Source organism: Gordonia sp. (in: high G+C Gram-positive bacteria) (genome assembly GCF_052106715.1).
GTDB lineage: Bacteria > Actinomycetota > Actinomycetes > Mycobacteriales > Mycobacteriaceae > Gordonia.
Genome location: NZ_JBQEDL010000015.1, coordinates 1 through 16,013 on the forward strand (window position 1 = coordinate 1; position 16,013 = coordinate 16,013).

14 protein-coding genes are annotated in these 16,013 nt (G+C 68.4%); 9 read left to right on the forward strand and 5 right to left on the reverse strand.

Annotation, left to right across the window (positions count from 1 at the left end; genetic code table 11):
- Positions 1–717: tRNA (guanosine(46)-N7)-methyltransferase TrmB (gene trmB, locus ACTIMF_RS09435; RefSeq protein ID WP_442350030.1), on the reverse strand; the 717-nt coding region annotated here is incomplete at its 3' end.
- A gap of 102 nt (positions 718–819) precedes the next feature.
- Here trmB and ACTIMF_RS09440 point away from each other — a divergent pair.
- The 7 genes from ACTIMF_RS09440 (at position 820) to ACTIMF_RS09470 (ending at position 9,036) form a co-directional block, all read left to right on the forward strand.
- Positions 820–1,494: a hypothetical protein gene (locus tag ACTIMF_RS09440; protein WP_442350031.1), complete on the forward strand. Its 675-nt coding sequence runs from the start codon at positions 820–822 to the stop codon at positions 1,492–1,494.
- Complete coding sequence (locus ACTIMF_RS09445) at positions 1,491–2,597, forward strand: hypothetical protein (protein ID WP_442350032.1); 1,107 nt, start codon at positions 1,491–1,493, stop codon at positions 2,595–2,597. The genes ACTIMF_RS09440 and ACTIMF_RS09445 overlap by 4 nt, the downstream gene beginning before the upstream one ends.
- Positions 2,598–2,622: 25 nt before the next feature.
- The gene (locus tag ACTIMF_RS09450) at positions 2,623–2,952 is read left to right on the forward strand and encodes a DUF6802 family protein (protein ID WP_442350033.1); all 330 of its coding nucleotides are present in this window, start codon (positions 2,623–2,625) and stop codon (positions 2,950–2,952) included.
- A gap of 114 nt (positions 2,953–3,066) precedes the next feature.
- Complete coding sequence (locus tag ACTIMF_RS09455; protein ID WP_442350034.1) at positions 3,067–4,887, forward strand: phosphoenolpyruvate carboxykinase (GTP); 1,821 nt, start codon at positions 3,067–3,069, stop codon at positions 4,885–4,887.
- Positions 4,888–5,177: 290 nt separating this feature from the next.
- Positions 5,178–5,963, forward strand: coding sequence for an ABC transporter ATP-binding protein (locus ACTIMF_RS09460; protein WP_442350035.1), 786 nt, complete (start codon positions 5,178–5,180; stop codon positions 5,961–5,963).
- Between the two features lie 2 nt (positions 5,964–5,965).
- Positions 5,966–8,536, forward strand: coding sequence for an ABC transporter permease (locus ACTIMF_RS09465; RefSeq protein WP_442350109.1), 2,571 nt, complete (start codon positions 5,966–5,968; stop codon positions 8,534–8,536).
- A complete protein-coding gene (locus tag ACTIMF_RS09470; RefSeq protein WP_442350036.1) occupies positions 8,533–9,036 on the forward strand; it encodes a hypothetical protein in 504 nt (167 codons plus the stop codon). Before ACTIMF_RS09465 ends, ACTIMF_RS09470 begins: the two co-directional genes overlap by 4 nt.
- Before the next feature lie 42 nt (positions 9,037–9,078).
- On the opposite strand, the gene ACTIMF_RS09475 is transcribed toward ACTIMF_RS09470, so the two are convergent.
- The gene (locus tag ACTIMF_RS09475) at positions 9,079–9,840 is read right to left on the reverse strand and encodes a class I SAM-dependent methyltransferase (protein ID WP_442350037.1); all 762 of its coding nucleotides are present in this window, start codon (positions 9,838–9,840) and stop codon (positions 9,079–9,081) included.
- Between the two features lie 28 nt (positions 9,841–9,868).
- Between ACTIMF_RS09475 and ACTIMF_RS09480 the strand changes: the two genes are divergently transcribed.
- Entirely contained in the window at positions 9,869–10,993 is a 1,125-nt protein-coding gene (locus tag ACTIMF_RS09480) for a glycosyltransferase family 4 protein (protein ID WP_442350038.1), read from the forward strand.
- A gap of 39 nt (positions 10,994–11,032) precedes the next feature.
- Here ACTIMF_RS09480 and ACTIMF_RS09485 read toward each other — a convergent pair whose 3' ends face one another.
- Positions 11,033–12,688, reverse strand: a complete 1,656-nt coding sequence (locus tag ACTIMF_RS09485) for a hypothetical protein (RefSeq protein WP_442350039.1) — start codon at positions 12,686–12,688, stop codon at positions 11,033–11,035.
- A gap of 4 nt (positions 12,689–12,692) precedes the next feature.
- Complete coding sequence (locus tag ACTIMF_RS09490) at positions 12,693–13,604, reverse strand: HpcH/HpaI aldolase/citrate lyase family protein (RefSeq protein ID WP_442350040.1); 912 nt, start codon at positions 13,602–13,604, stop codon at positions 12,693–12,695.
- An 87-nt stretch (positions 13,605–13,691) separates the two neighbouring features.
- On the opposite strand from ACTIMF_RS09490, the gene ACTIMF_RS09495 reads away from it, so the two are divergent.
- A complete protein-coding gene (locus ACTIMF_RS09495; protein WP_442350041.1) occupies positions 13,692–14,948 on the forward strand; it encodes a lipopolysaccharide biosynthesis protein in 1,257 nt (418 codons plus the stop codon).
- Here the strand turns inward: ACTIMF_RS09495 and ACTIMF_RS09500 are convergent.
- A complete protein-coding gene (locus ACTIMF_RS09500) occupies positions 14,920–15,996 on the reverse strand; it encodes a DUF3068 domain-containing protein (RefSeq protein ID WP_442350042.1) in 1,077 nt (358 codons plus the stop codon). The two genes, ACTIMF_RS09495 and ACTIMF_RS09500, sit on opposite strands and share 29 nt — an antisense overlap.
- Between the last annotated feature and the right edge of the window lie 17 nt (positions 15,997–16,013).

A 16,013-nucleotide genomic window follows, 5' to 3' on the forward strand; every position in this document is an offset into this window, starting at 1 on the left:
CCCTTCGAACTTAGTCGTCGGTCGCTCCAACAGGATGGGCGAATCGAAGGTCAACGGCACCACGTGAGGTCGGTCGGGGTGTTGGGTGGCGAGGAGTTCGGCGATCCACAGCGCGTAGTCCGCGTGGTCGGTCGCGATGTGCAGCACGCCGCCGGGTGCCAGACGGTCGGCGATCAACTCGATCGTCCCCGACTGGAGGAATCGGCGTTTGTGATGTCGCGTCTTGGGCCACGGGTCCGGGAAGAACACTCGGACACCGGTCAGGGTGTTCGACGCCACGAGTTCGCTGAACACGACGGTCGCGTCGCCTCGGATCATGCGAACGTTCTCGAGGCCGCCGCGATCGATGAGGCCGACGAGTTGAGCGAGGCCCGGCTGATAGACCTCGACGGCCACGACGTCGACGTCGGGTTCGGCCTCGGCCATCGCAGCCGTGGAGATACCGGTGCCGCTGCCGACTTCGACGACCAGCGGAGCCTCCCGGCCGAACCACTCCTTCTCATCGAGCGGTGGCTCGTCGACGGCGTCCGGGCCGGTCCGCAGATCGCGGCCGAGCGTCGGCCACAGCGTCTCCCAGTTGCGCCGCTGCCCGGTGGTCAGCGAGCCGCGGCGGAATCGGAAGCTCGTGACGCGTGGGTACAGGCGCGAGTTGTCGCGGGCGGCGGCCGGGTCGTCGACGGGGTTCTCGTCGTTGTTCACCGCTCCATGGTGTCGCACGTCGGGCGGTTATCCACAACCGACACCCGAATGTCTGCAAGCCGCGCCGCGGGCGATCGACGGCGGGTAGCGTCGGGTCCGACCTCGGGGGAAGGCGTCGACATGGGGGAAGTTCAGACGTTCGCAGAGGCTCGCCGACGGCGTATGGCGCCGCTCGCGGTGGCCGTCAGCGGGCATACAGGTGTCGGATCGCAGGCGATGGCCGCAGCTCTGCGGTCACGGTTTCGGTTGTCCTGCACGGTGATCGGTGACAGTGACCCGCCCGGCGCTGCGGATCTGCTCGTCCGGGTGATCGGTGCCGGGGTCCGCAGATGCGATATCCGCGCATGTTCTGCGCAGACGCCGCTGATCGTCGTCTCCGGCAAGGCCGACGTCCGTGACGATGCTGGAGCCGACGCCGCCGCGGCTGCCGAGGTCCTCGGCCGCCCGGTTCTCGCTGTCTCAGCGCTCTGGGCCTGCGCGACTGTCGGCCCGAACGCGCTCGATGTGCTGCGCGCAGGTGAAGCCGATGAGGACCTGCTGGGGCGATACGGAATCGGCGGGGTCGCAGCCGCCCAGGACTGGCTCGCCGCGGAGCCCCTGCTGTCTGGGGACGACATCGCGACGCGGCTGCACGACGCGAGTGGGATCGACGCCGTGGCCGACGCTGTCCGCGCTGTGTCTCGGGAGGTGGCGGCGCTGCGGGACCACAGGCTGCGAGCGGCCCTGCGACTGCTCGCCGCGCGCGGGGTGGCACGTCGCGAAGCCGAACAGTCCCTCGTCGTGGCGTGCTCATGAACGGCGCGCGCGTCGTCGGTGTCATCGGCGCTGATCCGGAAGGACTGGCGGCCGCCCTCGGTGGAGCCGCCGAGCCTGCCGGAGAAGGGGCAGTCGTGCTCGCGCTGGATCTCTCGTGCGCGCCGGGTGCCGAGGAACGTGAACTGTTGTGCGATCTCGCCGACCGGGGCGTGTCGACGGCGCTCGTCGCGACCCGCGTCGACAGATACCACGACTGGCCGGGCCTCGTCGCACGTGCTCGAGAGGCACTCGATCCGGATCGTCGGCTCGCGCTGTTCGCGGTCTCGGTGCAGACAGGTGGCGGCTTGGACGATTTGACGCGCTGGTGTGCGAGCGTCGAGCCGGGGGAGTCGGTGCCGGTGCGCCCTCGGACGGCGATCGTCGCGCTCGGTACTACGCGGTACTCGGCACGAATCGAGCGGCCGCAGGCGGTCGGACCGTCGCGTGCCGACCGGCTGGCCGGGGTTCGCGCCGGAGTCGGTGCGACGCGCGCCGATGTCCTCACCGCCACTCGCGAGAGCATCCAGGGACTCGCGGTGACCGCGGACCGAATGTGCGCGCGAGTGCGGCGCCGCGACGTCGACGCGTATACGCGGTGGATGAGCGATGCGGTCGCCGCCGTCGACGTGGCTGCCGACGCGCTGCTCACCGAGCGACTCGACCGTGTGCGCAGCGTGGCGGCCCTCGGTTCGTCGGACGGCGGTGGCTCCCGGGCTCCGAACTCGCCACCGAGTTCGGCGACGACCGGGGTGCTCGCGCCGCCTCCCGAACGTCGCCCCGGTGCGGAGGACGCCGTGATGTTGTTGTTCGGCGTCACCGCAGGCTTCGGCGCGGGCCGGATGCTCGTGTCGCCCATGGTGCAGTGGGCCGGTCTGGGCTGGACGGGGACGGTGCTGACCGCACTGACCGGCCTGGCCGCGGCGGCCTGGATTGTCGGAGTGCGCCGGACGGCGTCGACTCGCGCAGCACTGCGGCGGTGGACGTCGGACACAGTCGCCTTGCGTCGGACGGCGTTGGAGCATCGGCTCGCCACGCGGCTGAGCGAAGTCGAAACGGTGGTGGGACGACAAGCGTGGAACCGAACGCCTGCGCGGAACGTCTAACTTATAGAGGCAGACGGAAGGCACGATGGAGGACTGGTTCGGATTCGACTCCGCGGACGGCGGCATCGCCGACGCGGAGTCACCTGCTGCCGCGCAAGCCGGTGACGGTCTCTGGATCTACGACGACGGACAGTTGTGGGACCTCGGTCCCGCGGAACTGGACGCCGACGCCGACGGCGTGCCCGACTCGATCACGAGCGACGTCTCGGGCGATCCGGTGATCCTCACCGACACCGACGGAGACGGCCAGGTGGACCGCATGACGCGGCTCGACCAGTCGGGCGGGGTCACCGTCTCGGATGAATGCGACGAACCGCTTCCATGGAGACCTACATCACTCGGTCGCCTACCGTGACGAATTCCTCGCCCAACCGTCTGCCGGAGCGCGGTGCACAACGCGTATCCTCGACGACAACTACGCCTGGACGGAACTACTGGCGTGGGCATTGCCGTTACTGAGGAGATCCGCATGACCGCTGCGACCATTCCGGGCCTCGAACCCGGAAACGCCCCGACCACACACGCCGGACTGCTTGCCTGGGTGGCTGAGGTCGCCGAGCTCACGCAGCCCGACCAGGTGGTCTGGTCGGACGGTAGTGACGAGGAGTGGACTCGCCTGTCCAGCGAGCTCGTCGAATCCGGCACCATGGTGAAGCTGAACGACGACAAGAAGCCGAACTCGTTCCTGGCGCTGTCCGATCCCGCCGACGTCGCGCGCGTCGAGTCGCGCACGTTCATCTGCTCGAAGACCGAGGAGTCAGCCGGACCGACCAACAATTGGGTCGACCCGGACGAGATGCGCGAGACGATGACCGAGCTGTACCGCGGCAGCATGCGCGGCCGCACCATGTACGTCGTCCCGTTCTGCATGGGCCCGCTCGGCTCGGAGGACCCGAAGCTTGGCGTGGAGATCACCGACTCCGCGTACGTCGTCATGTCGATGCGTGTCATGACGCGGGTCGGCCCGAAGGTCCTGGAGATTCTCGGCACCGAGGGCTTCTTCGTGCGGGCACTGCACTCGGTCGGCGCTCCCCTCGAGCCCGGCCAGGAAGACGTGCCGTGGCCGTGCAACCCGGACAAGTACATCGTCCAGTTCCCCGAAGACCGCGTGATCTGGTCGTACGGCTCGGGCTACGGCGGCAATGCGTTGCTCGGCAAGAAGTGCTACGCGCTGCGTATCGCGTCGGCGATGGCGCACGACGAGGGCTGGCTGGCCGAGCACATGCTGATCCTCAAGCTGATCTCCCCCGAGGACAAGGTCTACTACGTCGCCGCCGCGTTCCCGTCGGCCTGCGGTAAGACCAACCTCGCAATGATCCTGCCGACCCTGCCGGGGTGGCGCGCCGAGACCGTCGGCGACGACATCGCCTGGATGCGGTACGGCCAGGATGGTCGCCTCTACGCCGTCAACCCGGAGTTCGGCTTCTTCGGTGTCGCACCCGGAACCGGCATGGACTCGAACCCGACCGCGATGCAGACCATCGAGGCGGGCAACACCCTGTACACGAACGTCGCCCGCACAGACGACGGCGACGTGTGGTGGGAGGGCATCGGCGAGGCACCCGACCACCTCATCGATTGGCGCGGGAACGATTGGACGCCCGACTCGGACGCCAAGGCCGCGCACCCGAACTCGCGGTACTGCACCCCGATGTCGCAGTGCCCGACGCTGGCTCCGGAGTGGGACGACCCGCAGGGTGTGCCCATCTCCGCGATCCTGTTCGGTGGACGCCGCAAGACGACGGTCCCGCTGGTCACGCAGGCTCGCGACTGGGAGCACGCCGTCTTCATGGGTGCGACAGTCGGTTCGGAGCAGACCGCTGCCGCCGAGGGAAAGGTCGGCACCGTCCGCCGCGACCCGATGGCGATGCTGCCGTTCCTCGGCTACCACGTCGGCGACTACTTCGAGCACTGGCTGAACATCGGCCGGCGCAACGGAGCCGACCTGCCTGCCGTGTTCTACGTCAACTGGTTCCGCCGGGGAGCCGACGGTCGCTTCCTGTGGCCGGGATTCGGCGAGAACAGCCGTGTCCTCAAATGGATGGTCGACCGCATCGAAGGACGCGTCGAGGGTGTCGAGACGCCGATCGGTATCGTCGCCAAGCCCGAGGAGATGGACCTGACCGGGTTGGACGTATCCGTCGACGACCTGGCCGAGGCCCTCGCCGTGGACCCCGACGAGTGGCGCGATGAACTGCCGAGCATCGAGGAGTGGTTCTCCTTCGTCGGCGACAAGTTGCCGACCTCGCTCCGTAACGAGCTCGACGGCCTCCGCGAGCGCCTGAGCTGATTCAGCGGTAACTTGCTGATTCAGCGGCAACTTGCTGATCGAGCAGTACCTCTGCTGATCGAGCAGTACCTCTGCTGATCGAGCGGAGTCGAGATCTCTTCGGCTCCGCTCGTTCCATTTCACTGCCGATTCGCACCGTTGTCTCACAACACAGTTCGTCCGTATTGTCCGGCGACCGGTCGCCCTGAACAGGGCAGATCAACGGCGGGGAGGTACCCGCATATGAATCACGATCGTCCTCAGGGAGATTCCGGATAGCGCTTCGCCCCAGTGTTTGGAACTCTTGACCTATGACACACGCAGCCAGCGCCCAGGATGAGCAGATAGCCGCACGCGCCGAGGGCGTGGTCAAGACATACGGATCGGGCGACACCGTCGTCCATGCGCTGCGGGGCGTCACCATCGAGTTCCGGACGGGTGAGTTCACGGCGATCATGGGGCCGTCGGGTTCGGGGAAGTCGACGCTCACGCACTGTCTCGCCGGTCTGGACACCGCATCGGCGGGCGCGGTGCGGATCGGGTCCGTCGAACTGGCCGGGCTGTCCGACAAGGAGATGACCAAGCTGCGGCGCGACCGCATCGGCTTCGTGTTTCAGGCCTTCAACTTGGTGCCGACGCTGACCGCTGAGGAGAACATCACGCTGCCGCAGGGCATCGCGGGCCGCGACGTCGACCGCGAATGGTTCGACACGGTGATCGGCAGGCTCGGGATCAATGATCGGTTGAGCCACCGTCCGAGCGAATTGTCCGGCGGTCAGCAGCAGCGCGTCGCGTGTGCCCGTGCCCTCGTCGGACGACCAGACATCATTTTCGGCGACGAGCCGACCGGCAACCTCGACTCCCGCTCGTCCGGCGAGGTCTTGGACATTCTGCGTGCGGCGACCGACGAGTTCGGGCAAACCGTCGTCATCGTCACCCACGACCCGCGCGCGGCGGCCTACGCCGACCGGGTGGTGTTCCTGGCCGACGGCGCGCTGGTCCGCGAGTTGCGTAGGCCGACCGCCGACGACGTCTTCGAGGTCATGAAGCACCTCGACGACGCAGCGCCCGGCTCTGCGACTACCGGGCAGCAGTGATCATGGCGTCCTCGGTGATGCGGAAGGTCTCGATCCGCAGTCTCTCCTCGCACAAGCTTCGACTCGTCCTCACGGTCTTTTCCGTGGTGCTCGGCACGAGTTTCGTCGCAGCGGCGCTCATCTTCACGTCAACGGTCTCGTCGGCGTTCAACTCGATCTTCGACAACGCTGCGCGCGGCGTCGCCGTCGAGGTGACGGCCGCCGATTCGCAGTCGCCGGGTGTTCCCGTCGACGTCGTCGATCAACTTCGCAAGCAGAAGGACCACCTGGGCATCGACCGACTCGTCGAGAACGTCAGCGGCCCCGTCACCGTTGCCGACTCGTCGGGCAACGCGATCCAGACCGGTGGGGCGCCGAGCGTCGGGTCGGCGTACCTGCCGCCGGATCGAGGCATCGGCGATTCGGCCAATACGATCGTCGACGGTCGTGCGCCGACGAAAGACGGCGAGATCTTGATCAACAAGGACGCGGCCGACAAGGCCGGTCTGCACGTCGGATCGAAGACGACGGTTGTGCTGGGAACCGGTATCTCAGATCCCCTGCAAGTCACGGTCGTCGGGCTGTCCGACATGCCGACGTCCACCGGCGGCTTCGTCGGCATCGCCTTCGACGAGGACACTGCGAACGGGTACTTCTCCGACGGCGAGTACGTCTCCGTCGTCGACATGACCGCCAAGCCCGGTGTCTCCGACACCCAGTTGCGAGACGCCGTCCACGGTGCGCTCGGCGACGCGAAGACAGTCGACGACCTGTACCAGGTCCGCACGGGCGACCAAGTGCGTGAAGACCAGAAGGCCCAGGTCGACCAGTTCCTCACGATCATTCAGGCGGTGTTCCTCGCTTTCGCCGCGATCGGGCTGCTCGTCGGAACGTTCATCATCTACAACACTTTCTCGATGATCGTCGCCCAACGGAACAAGGAGTTGGCGCTCCTCCGTGCGATCGGCGCGAGCCGGAAGGACGTGTCGCGGTCGGTGTTGTTGGAGGCGTCCATCGTCGGCGTGATCGGCGGGCTCGTCGGGCTCGGGCTCGGCATCGGCGTTGCGGCGCTGCTGCTCGCATTCACCGAGTCGCAGGGCTTGCCGTCCAACGGCATTCAGATCGGTGCGACCGCAGTCATCGCCGCACTGTTGGTCGGCATCGTCGTCACCATGCTCAGCGCGTGGATACCGGCGCGTCGCGCGTCGCGCATCCCGCCGGTCGAAGCCATGCGGTCGAGCACGGTGGAACCAGGAGCGGGTTCACTGCGCAAGCGGACGCTCGTCGGCGCGATCCTCGGGGTGCTCGGCATCCTCGCCCTGGTTATCGGAGGCCTCGGCGAGGGTACCGGCCGGGCGTTGATCGTGGGGCTCGGTGCGCTACTCGCGGTGATCGCCGTCGTCCTGGGGGCACCGGCTCTGTCGCAGCCGGTCGTCGGCGCTGTGGGCGCGCTCTTCGCCAAGCCGTTCGGGACCGTCGGCAAGCTCGCTCACACCAACGCAGTCCGGAATCCGCGCCGCTCGGCGGCCACGGCGTTCGCGTTGACCCTCGGACTGATGCTCGTCGTCGTCATCGGCACCATCGGCACCTCATTCAAGGGGACGGTGAACAGCGCGGTCGACAAGGGTGTGACCGCCGACTTCATCATGTCGTCCACCAACAATGGGCCGCTGCCGATCGGCGTCGCCGACACCGTTCGTGCCAAGGTCCCCGACGCCGGAGTCGTCATCAGTCAGGCCGTCGCGACCGCAAAGGTCGACGACAAACCGATCTGGATGACGGCGGCATTGGGCGGATCGCTCAACGAGGTTGCCGTCGTCGACACCGTCCAGGGCAGCATCGACGTCCCGGGCGACGGCCTCGCGATCGACGAGTCGACCGCACGCGACGAGGGGTGGAAGATCGGCGACCCGATCACCTTGACCGCGCCTACCGGCGACGCCGTTCCCGTCACGATCACCGGCGTGTACGAGGACAGCGAAGTCATCGGTCCGCGAATCGTCGGCGCCGAAGCCTACCGGAAGCTGGTGCCGGTCGAGTCGATGCGGCAGGCCGCACCCATCTGGATCAAGGGCAAGGCAGGCGTCGACGTCGACGAGTTGCGCACCCAGATCGTGGATGCGACGAAGCAGTACCTGGTCGTTCAGGTTCAGGACCGCGAAGAGTTCAAGAGTTCGGTGTCGTCCACCGTCGACCAGATGCTGGTGACGCTGTACGCGCTCCTCGCGCTGTCGTTGGCTATCGCCGTCCTCGGCATCGTCAACACCCTGGCCTTGTCGGTTGTGGAGCGCAAGAAGGAGATCGGCATGCTCCGCGCCGTCGGTATGGCCAGGTCCCAGGTCCGCCGCTCCATCTATCTCGAGTCGACGTACATCGCCGTGTTCGGCGCGTTGCTCGGCGTGGTCCTCGGATTGGCGATCGCGATTCCGCTCGTCCGGACTCTCGCGTATTGGGGGCTCGACGGCGTCGTCATCCCGTGGGGGCTGATCGGGGGGACGCTCGTCGGAGCCGCGGTGGTCGGCGTGGTCGCGTCGTTGTGGCCTGCGATCACCGCTGCCCGGACTCGGCCGCTGGAGGCGATCGTAGAATCGTGACGCCTCGACCGAACACCACGCGGACCGTTGTGCTCTCGGTCGTCGCGTTGCTCGCGCTGGCCGCCGTGGTCGTCGTCGCGGTGCTTATCGTCAGGGACAAGACGTCCTCGCCCGATGCGGCCGCGCCGACGACGGTCGTCGTCGGGCCGCCGTCCACCAGCACGTCGACGCCGACCTCGACGTCGACACCGAGATCGACCACCACTTCCGAGCCGACGCACACCCGACCTACCGGTGCGCCGGGCAGCGTGATCTACCAGCTCACCGGCGACGGAGAAGTCGTCGGCGTCGCCTACCGATCGGGCAGCAAGAAGCAGGTGGTCGTCATCACCGGAACCCCGTGGCAGCAGAAGACCACCCTCACCGGCAGGCACGCGGAACTGTCCGGCATCGTCGTCCGCGGCCGGATCACCTGCACGATCATGCAGGGCGAAGAACTGTTGGCATCGTCGACCTCAGGCGGCGGTCCGTTCTCGTGCAAGGCGAACCTGCCGCACTGAGCTGGCCCCCTGGGCCGACCGCCACTGGCTGCGGTGTCACCGTTACCGCTTGACCAGCACGAGTACGAGATTGGTCGCGCCGACTTCCCGCACCCCGGGAACCCTCACCACCGGCCAGGCCCAGCGAGGCAGGTATCGGGGGAAGGCCAGGCACAGCGTCGCGTCGGACGCCGCTCGTGCCCAGCGCAGACCGGCCGCTGCGGTGATCGGGAACAGTGACTCGCCGAACAGGTTCTTCGGCGGATGCCCGTGCCGTCGTTGGTACATGCGTGCCGCGCGGTGGCCGCCCAGGTAGTGGGTCAACCCCATCTCGTGGCCGCCGAACGGACCCCACCACAGGGTGTAGCTGAGGACGATCATTCCGCCGGGCCTGGTCACGCGCACCATCTCGTCGGCCATCTCCCACGGCCGATCGGTGTGCTCGGCGACGTTCGACGAGTAGCAGACGTCGACACTCGCCGTCCGGAAGGGCAGGTGCTGCCCTTGCGCACGGACCGCTGTCCGGTGATCGAGGCCCGCCGCGTGCATCTCGCCCGCGTCGGGTTCCACCGACAGGTAGTCGGCGCCGCGGGCGGTGAACGCGTCCGCGAAGAACCCCGGTCCGCCCCCGACGTCGAGGACTGTGGAACCGGCGATCGCACCAGGGTACAGATCGCCGATCATGGTCGCGGTGTCGTCGGCCAGAGCGCTGTAGAAGCGGTCGGGATCGGTCTGCTCGTGACGGAATTCGCGGAATAGGCGAACTGAACGGGCGACGGTGGCCCGGCGCGCGAACCTCGACCGCATCGATCTCGACGGGGGCATCGCCCTAGCGTCGCATACCCTGGATCGGGTGACCCCGCCGACCGACGTGCTGCTCTTGTGCTGGCGCGACACCGGGCACCCGCAAGGCGGCGGCAGCGAACGCTACCTCGAACGCGTAGGCGCCGAGCTCGCGCGGCGAGGGTCTCGGGTCACGCTTCTCACCGCGGCGTATCCGGGGGCTCCGCGCCGTCAGACGTCCGCGGGAATGCGTGTGCTCCGAGGCGGGGGACGGCTCACCGTCTACCTCCGGGCCGCCGCGACGCTCGTGGCCGCGCGGTTCGGTCGGGGCAGGCTCGCAGGCTATCGACCGGACATCGTCGTCGACACCCAGAACGGGGTCCCGTTCTTCGCACGTCTGCTGGTCGACGCTCCAACGGTCCTGCTGGTCCATCACTGCCATCGCGAGCAGTGGCCGGTTGCCGGTCCGGTGCTGGCGCGCATCGGCTGGTTCGTCGAGTCCGAGGTGTCACCGCGCCTTCATCGCTCGAGCAGCTATGTCACAGTGTCTGAGCCGTCGGCCACCGAACTCGTCGAACTCGGCGTCGACCGCAGTCGGATCACCGTGATCCGCAACGGCGTCGACCCGGTACCCGAGGGCGTTGGCGGGCAACGCCGCCATACCGGGGTCCGGTTGATCGCCGTGTCCCGCCTGGTTCCGCACAAGCAGGTCGAGCACGCGTTGCAGGTCGTCGCGGCTCTCGCCTCGCGGGGTGTCGACGTGCACCTGGACGTCGTGGGCGGCGGCTGGTGGAACGACGAACTACGCACAGCCGCAACCGATCTGGGGATCACTGACCGGGTGAGGTTTCACGGTCACGTCGACGAGGAGCGCAAGCACGAGTTACTCGCTCGCGCCGACCTCCACCTGATGCCGTCCCGGAAGGAGGGGTGGGGGCTGGCCGTCGTCGAAGCCGCGCAGCACGGCGTACCGACCATCGGCTACCGGAGTTCGGCGGGCCTGACCGATTCGATCGTCGACGGCGTGACCGGACTGCTCGTCGACGACCTCGACCACTTCACCGAGGCCGTTGCGGCGCTCGTCGCGAACCCCGACAGACTCACCCGGCTCGGTGACGCCGCTCAGAAGCGGTCCGGCGACTACTCCTGGGCGTCGACCGCAGACGGCTTCGCAGACCTGTTTCGTGACCTCTAACCCTCTCGTTGGTGTCACCAGGTGACATCTACGAGAGGGTTAAGCGGGTTGGGAGCGGCGGCCGATGGCGGCGACGGCCCCGGCGATCACGGCGCAGAACCACAGAGCGAGGGCAGTGATCGCGGCGATCCAGGTCGAGGTGCCCGGTGACGGGGCGGGTGCGGCGCCCGCGATAGCGAACAGGCGGAGGTGGTCGGTCGCGTCGACCCGATCGGCGCCTGCCGCGAGCGGGGGCGGCACGCTCGACTCCTCTACGACCACCCAGCCGACGCCGAGTTCGGCGAGACGGGCCGGATCGCCGCCGGCACCCAGCGTCGAGGCGATCTCGGCGGTCCGACCGCTCGGAGTGTCGAGCGATTCGCCGTCGACGATCAGCGTCCCGTCGACGACGACGGGAGCGTCGATCATCCGAGGGAGCACCGACAACGACGGCCCGTGCGTCCACGACAGATTCCGAACGGTGCTACTCGGCCAGAGCGCGACCGACGTTCCGCCGCCGTCGCCGATCGCGTCGGCGACCTGCGTGTAGTCGGACGGGATCTCGACCGATCGGACCTGGCCACCGACACCCCAGACGAGGTCGGGCAACGGTGCGACGATCAGGAGTCCGACTGCGGCTGCGGCGAAACCCCCGGGGACCAACCGACGGAGCGCGCCGACAGCAGCCGCGCCTGCGAGCGCCGCGAACGGGGCCGCCAACGCCAGATACTTCTGCCCATCACGCAGCAGTCCGGCGCCCGGAACGTGGGCGAGCAGTCCGTCCATCACGCTCACTCCGGGGCCCGTCGACGCGACCGCCGTGAGGATGACGACGGTCACGGCGAGTAGGCCGAGAGCGAGGACGGGGCCCGTCGACTCGCGGCGTTCCCGCAGCAAAGCGAACGCTCCGGCCGCGACCACGGCCAGGAAGACGATCGTGGCGACCGCAGCCCACCAGGAGGATCGGCTGCCGGGTACGGCGTCGGCGTTCCAGATCCCGCCCAGACCGAGCGCAGTGCCGAACGGCCCGAGCCCTGGTTCGGCGCGCAGGGCGAACGCGCTTGCACCGCTCGATGAACCGGCGTTGTCGGAGACCGCTGAGGCCACGAGCCAGGGAGTCGCCGTCGCCACCCAGCCGACAAGGCACAGCAGCGTCGTGCGCAGGCCGGGCCGCGCCGCGATCGCAGTCACGGCCGCGATCGTCAACGCCAGAATCGAACCGGTCGGCGTGAAGCCCGCGACCCCGAACAGGCCGACGAGGATCAGGATGAGCCGCACCGAACGCTCGCGAGCGAGACTTAGGACTGTCGCCACGATGGGACCGAGCGTCGCGTAGCCGATCAGCAGGCTCGGTTGCCCCTGCAGGAGTCGCTCGGCGACGAACGGATTCCAGATCCCGACGACCGCGGCGACGACCGCGCCCGCGGTGCCTGCCTGCGGCACGAGTCGCCGCGCGAGCAGACCGAATCCGACGCCCGCGCCGAACACCGCAGCCGTCGTCAGGAGCGCGACGACCCAGCCGCCGTCGACGGCTCGCGACACCAACCCGAGGACCGCGTCCTGCGGGACGGCGCGCGGCGCCGAGCCGTCGATCCCGAATGCAGCCGCCGACAGCGAGAACTGCGGAACCGATACCGCGTCGCGGTACACGAGGTAGCCGGGGAAGAGCGGTCCACAGATCAGCGCCGTGAGGAGGGCACTGACCAGGTAGAGCATCGGATCAGTAGTGGAAGGTGTCGGTCGACGCGTGCGACTGATCGGACACGCCATAGTCTTTCGACACGATGTTGTACGAGCGGGCCAGGTCGAGGATCTTCGTCGCCCGCGCGATGCGCGGCAGATCCGAGCCGTTGCGGATCTCGCCGCCGTCGTCCTCGAACTCGGAGAAGAACTCGCGTGCCCAGCTGATGTCGTCCAACGAGGGTGACAAGCCGTCGTTGACCGCCGCGCACTGGTCGGGGGTGAGGCAGATCTTACCGCTCATGCCGAACTCGGAGCTGACGGCCGTCGCCTCGTTGAGCTTGAGCGGGCTCGATCCGACGGTCGGTCCGTCGATGGCCGACGGCAGGCCCGCAGCCTTCGCTGCGATGGTGAACCGTGATCGGGCGTACGCGAGAGTCGTCGGGTTGTCGCCGAATCCGGTGTCGCGGCGAAAGTCGCCGATGCCGAACGCGAGGCGGAACGTCCCCTTGGCCGATGCGATCTCGGTGATGCGTTCCAGACCGCGGGCCGTCTCCACGAGCGCGACGACCGGGATGTTCGGCAGCCGTCGTGCCGTCTCGGTCACGTGGTCAACGGATTCGACCATCGCGAGCATGACGCCGCCGACGGACGTCGACGCGAGAGCCGCGAGATCTGCCGACCACCACGGGGTGCCGAAACCGTTGATGCGCACCCAGTCGGCATGTCCGTCGCCCAGCCAGCGCAGCACGTTGTCGCGGGCGGTGTCCTTGTCCTTCGGAGCGACAGCGTCCTCGATGTCGAGGACCACGATATCGGCGCGCGAGTGCGACGCCGCTTCGAAACGATCAGGTTGGGCGCCGTTGACGAGCAGCCAGCTACGTGCGAGTACCGGGTCGATCCGGGATCCGATGTCGGTGGGATCGGGCGCGGTGAATTCGGTGTCGTACATCGACTCTCTGCCTGGTGTCGTGCTCTACGGGTGGTCCGGCGGATGCCGCCGCGCAAGTCTACCCGCCGGTACGGGCACACTGGTTTCATGACGATCACCGCGCGTGCGCAGCGGCCGGGTGGCGCCGTGCGCGCCCTCGGCGCGGTCACCGTCGGAACGCTGCTGGCGAATCTGCTCGCCTACGTCGTACAGGTGCCGGCCAGTCGTGTGCTCGGGCCGGACGGGTTCGGTGAGTTCTCCGTTCTCAACGCGGCGATGCTCGTGCTCTCGGTGCCTGCCCTCGCACTGCAAGCCGTGGTCGCCCGCGAAGTGGTGACCGGGGCCTCGCGGCATCGCCTGTGGCGACTGACCGGAGTGGTCGGCGTGCTCGTCGCGATCGGCTCGGCCATCGGCGTCGGCGTGATGATGCAGATCGCGCACACGTCGTGGTCGACGACCCTTGCCGCATTGGCCGGTGCAGCGCCGTTGGCCGTCGTCGCGGGTGGACAGGGATTTCTCCAGGGCGCTGGCCGCTTCGGCCTCCTCGGCGGTGTGCTCGCCGGGGTCGGCGTCGCAAAATCGGTTCCGATCGTCGTCGCACTCGCCGGGGGCGCGGGCCCGACCGGCGCGCTGGCCGCGGGAACGGTCGGCACCGCGGTCGCCGCGGTCGTCGTCGCAGGCATTGCGGCCGGTGGTGCGCGATCGATCGATGACACTCGTTCGGCACTCGAGACGCCCGCCAGGTCCGGGGCGTCGATGACCGATGTGTTGTCGGCGTCGAGCGTCCAGTTCGTGATGATCGTCGCGGTGTCGGTCGACCTCCTGCTGTCGCGGTCGGTCCTGGCCGCGGGCGACGCCGGTGTGTACGCCTTGGGCGCAGTCGCGACCAAGGCGGCATTCTGGCTGCCGCAGGCGATCGGCGTGGTGGTCTATCCGCGGTTGGCCGATCCCGTCCGGTCCGCCGACGCATTGCGGCGGGCTGTGGGGGTGCTCGCCGCAATCGGGTGCACGGTGACTGTACTCGCCGCCGTCTGCGGGCCGCTGGTGCCGGTGGTGATCTCGCAGGACTACCGCCCCGTCGCCGCGTGGATGTGGCTGTTCGCGCTGACCGGGGCACTGCTCGCTGTGCTGCAGTTGATGCTGCTCGCTGCGATCGCTCGCAACCGGGCCCGCGGCGCGGTCCCGGCCTTCGCGGTGCTCGTTGTCGAGGTGGTGTTGATCGTGACTGTCGCCGACTCGGTGGTCACGCTCGCGACGGTCGCAGCGGGTGCGGCCGCATCCGCCGTGGTGGGGACGTGGGCGTGGGTGCGATCAGCTCGGTCAGTCGTGCCCGCGCCTACGCACGGCGCCGATCCCGCACCGTGACGACGACGCCGAACGCCAGCGCCGCGAGCCCGAGCACGCCGAACGCGATCGGCAGAACCAGCGTGGTCAGCAGGACGGGCCAGTCGCGGGACGATGCGGCGTCGGCGGCGTCGTGAAGACTCTCCCGGTCGCCGTGCAGAGTGGTGTCGACGTTGGTCAGCGCGAAGTCGGCGAGTTCCGGCGACCGCGAGGCGATCGCCGGCGTGAAGCGGTACTCCTCGAGGAGTCGGACCCGCTCGTCGATGACGACGCCGGTCGTCTCGTCGACGAACAGATCGCGTTCGGCCCGATGGTGCAGCGTCGCCGTCAGCGACTCGTCGGGGCGGACACCGGGGAACGAACCGAACCACGACGCCTGCCGGGTGATCACCGCGCGAGTGTCGGACCGCGACAGGTCAGTGTCGGCGATCGACGCGGTGAAATGCGACGTCTCTCGTCCCGCGACGGTCTCGGTGCCCTTGCGCACCAAGGGCACCGAGGAGCGGCTCACGACGTCGAAATACTGCAGGTCCGAACCGGAGAATTCGAAGGGCAGCAGATATGTGAACCCGGTCCGGTCGGGGAGTTGCACGGCTCCCTTCTCGTCGTCGTACTGGACTTCTGACGGTTGCCCGGCGGGGAGCGCGGTGCGGCGGTCGATCGTCACCCGGTCGATCGTCGCCGACAGCGTCTGCTCGTCGCACACGTCGTCGGCGTCCACCGACTTCCCGTCGACGTCGTACTCGCTGACGCCGAGCGACGTGCCCGCCTGCAATGTGAGGACGTCTGAGTCGGCCGGGTGGACCGCGACGATTCGTCGTCGCTGTTGGACCTGCGCGTCGAGTACCTGAGCGCGCGGCTCGTCGATGGAGCAGCGATTCAACACGCGTGAGCCGTCTGAGCTGTCGGCGACCCACGTCAGGTCCACGTCGAGTGGCACCTTCTTCAACGACTCGCCGACGACCGGCCCCACCGCGATCGCGGCGGCGATCAACAATGCACTGAGGAAGAACGCCACCGGTGCCAGCAGATCTCGCGCACGCAGACGTGGTGCCGGGGTCTCGGTCATGACGTCGACTGTAAGGC

What these genes read in the sequence shown, in the direction of transcription:
- ACTIMF_RS09440 (WP_442350031.1), top strand. Translation starts at nt 820, where the DNA reads ATGGGGGAAGTTCAGACGTTCGCAGAGGCTCGCCGACGGCGTATGGCG.
- ACTIMF_RS09445 (WP_442350032.1), top strand. Translation starts at nt 1,491, where the DNA reads ATGAACGGCGCGCGCGTCGTCGGTGTCATCGGCGCTGATCCGGAAGGA.
- ACTIMF_RS09450 (WP_442350033.1), top strand. Translation starts at nt 2,623, where the DNA reads ATGGAGGACTGGTTCGGATTCGACTCCGCGGACGGCGGCATCGCCGAC.
- ACTIMF_RS09455 (WP_442350034.1), top strand. Translation starts at nt 3,067, where the DNA reads ATGACCGCTGCGACCATTCCGGGCCTCGAACCCGGAAACGCCCCGACC.
- ACTIMF_RS09460 (WP_442350035.1), top strand. Translation starts at nt 5,178, where the DNA reads ATGACACACGCAGCCAGCGCCCAGGATGAGCAGATAGCCGCACGCGCC.
- ACTIMF_RS09465 (WP_442350109.1), top strand. Translation starts at nt 5,966, where the DNA reads ATGGCGTCCTCGGTGATGCGGAAGGTCTCGATCCGCAGTCTCTCCTCG.
- ACTIMF_RS09475 (WP_442350037.1), bottom strand. Translation starts at nt 9,840, where the DNA reads ATGCCCCCGTCGAGATCGATGCGGTCGAGGTTCGCGCGCCGGGCCACC.
- ACTIMF_RS09485 (WP_442350039.1), bottom strand. Translation starts at nt 12,688, where the DNA reads ATGCTCTACCTGGTCAGTGCCCTCCTCACGGCGCTGATCTGTGGACCG.
- ACTIMF_RS09490 (WP_442350040.1), bottom strand. Translation starts at nt 13,604, where the DNA reads ATGTACGACACCGAATTCACCGCGCCCGATCCCACCGACATCGGATCC.
- ACTIMF_RS09495 (WP_442350041.1), top strand. Translation starts at nt 13,692, where the DNA reads ATGACGATCACCGCGCGTGCGCAGCGGCCGGGTGGCGCCGTGCGCGCC.
- ACTIMF_RS09500 (WP_442350042.1), bottom strand. Translation starts at nt 15,996, where the DNA reads ATGACCGAGACCCCGGCACCACGTCTGCGTGCGCGAGATCTGCTGGCA.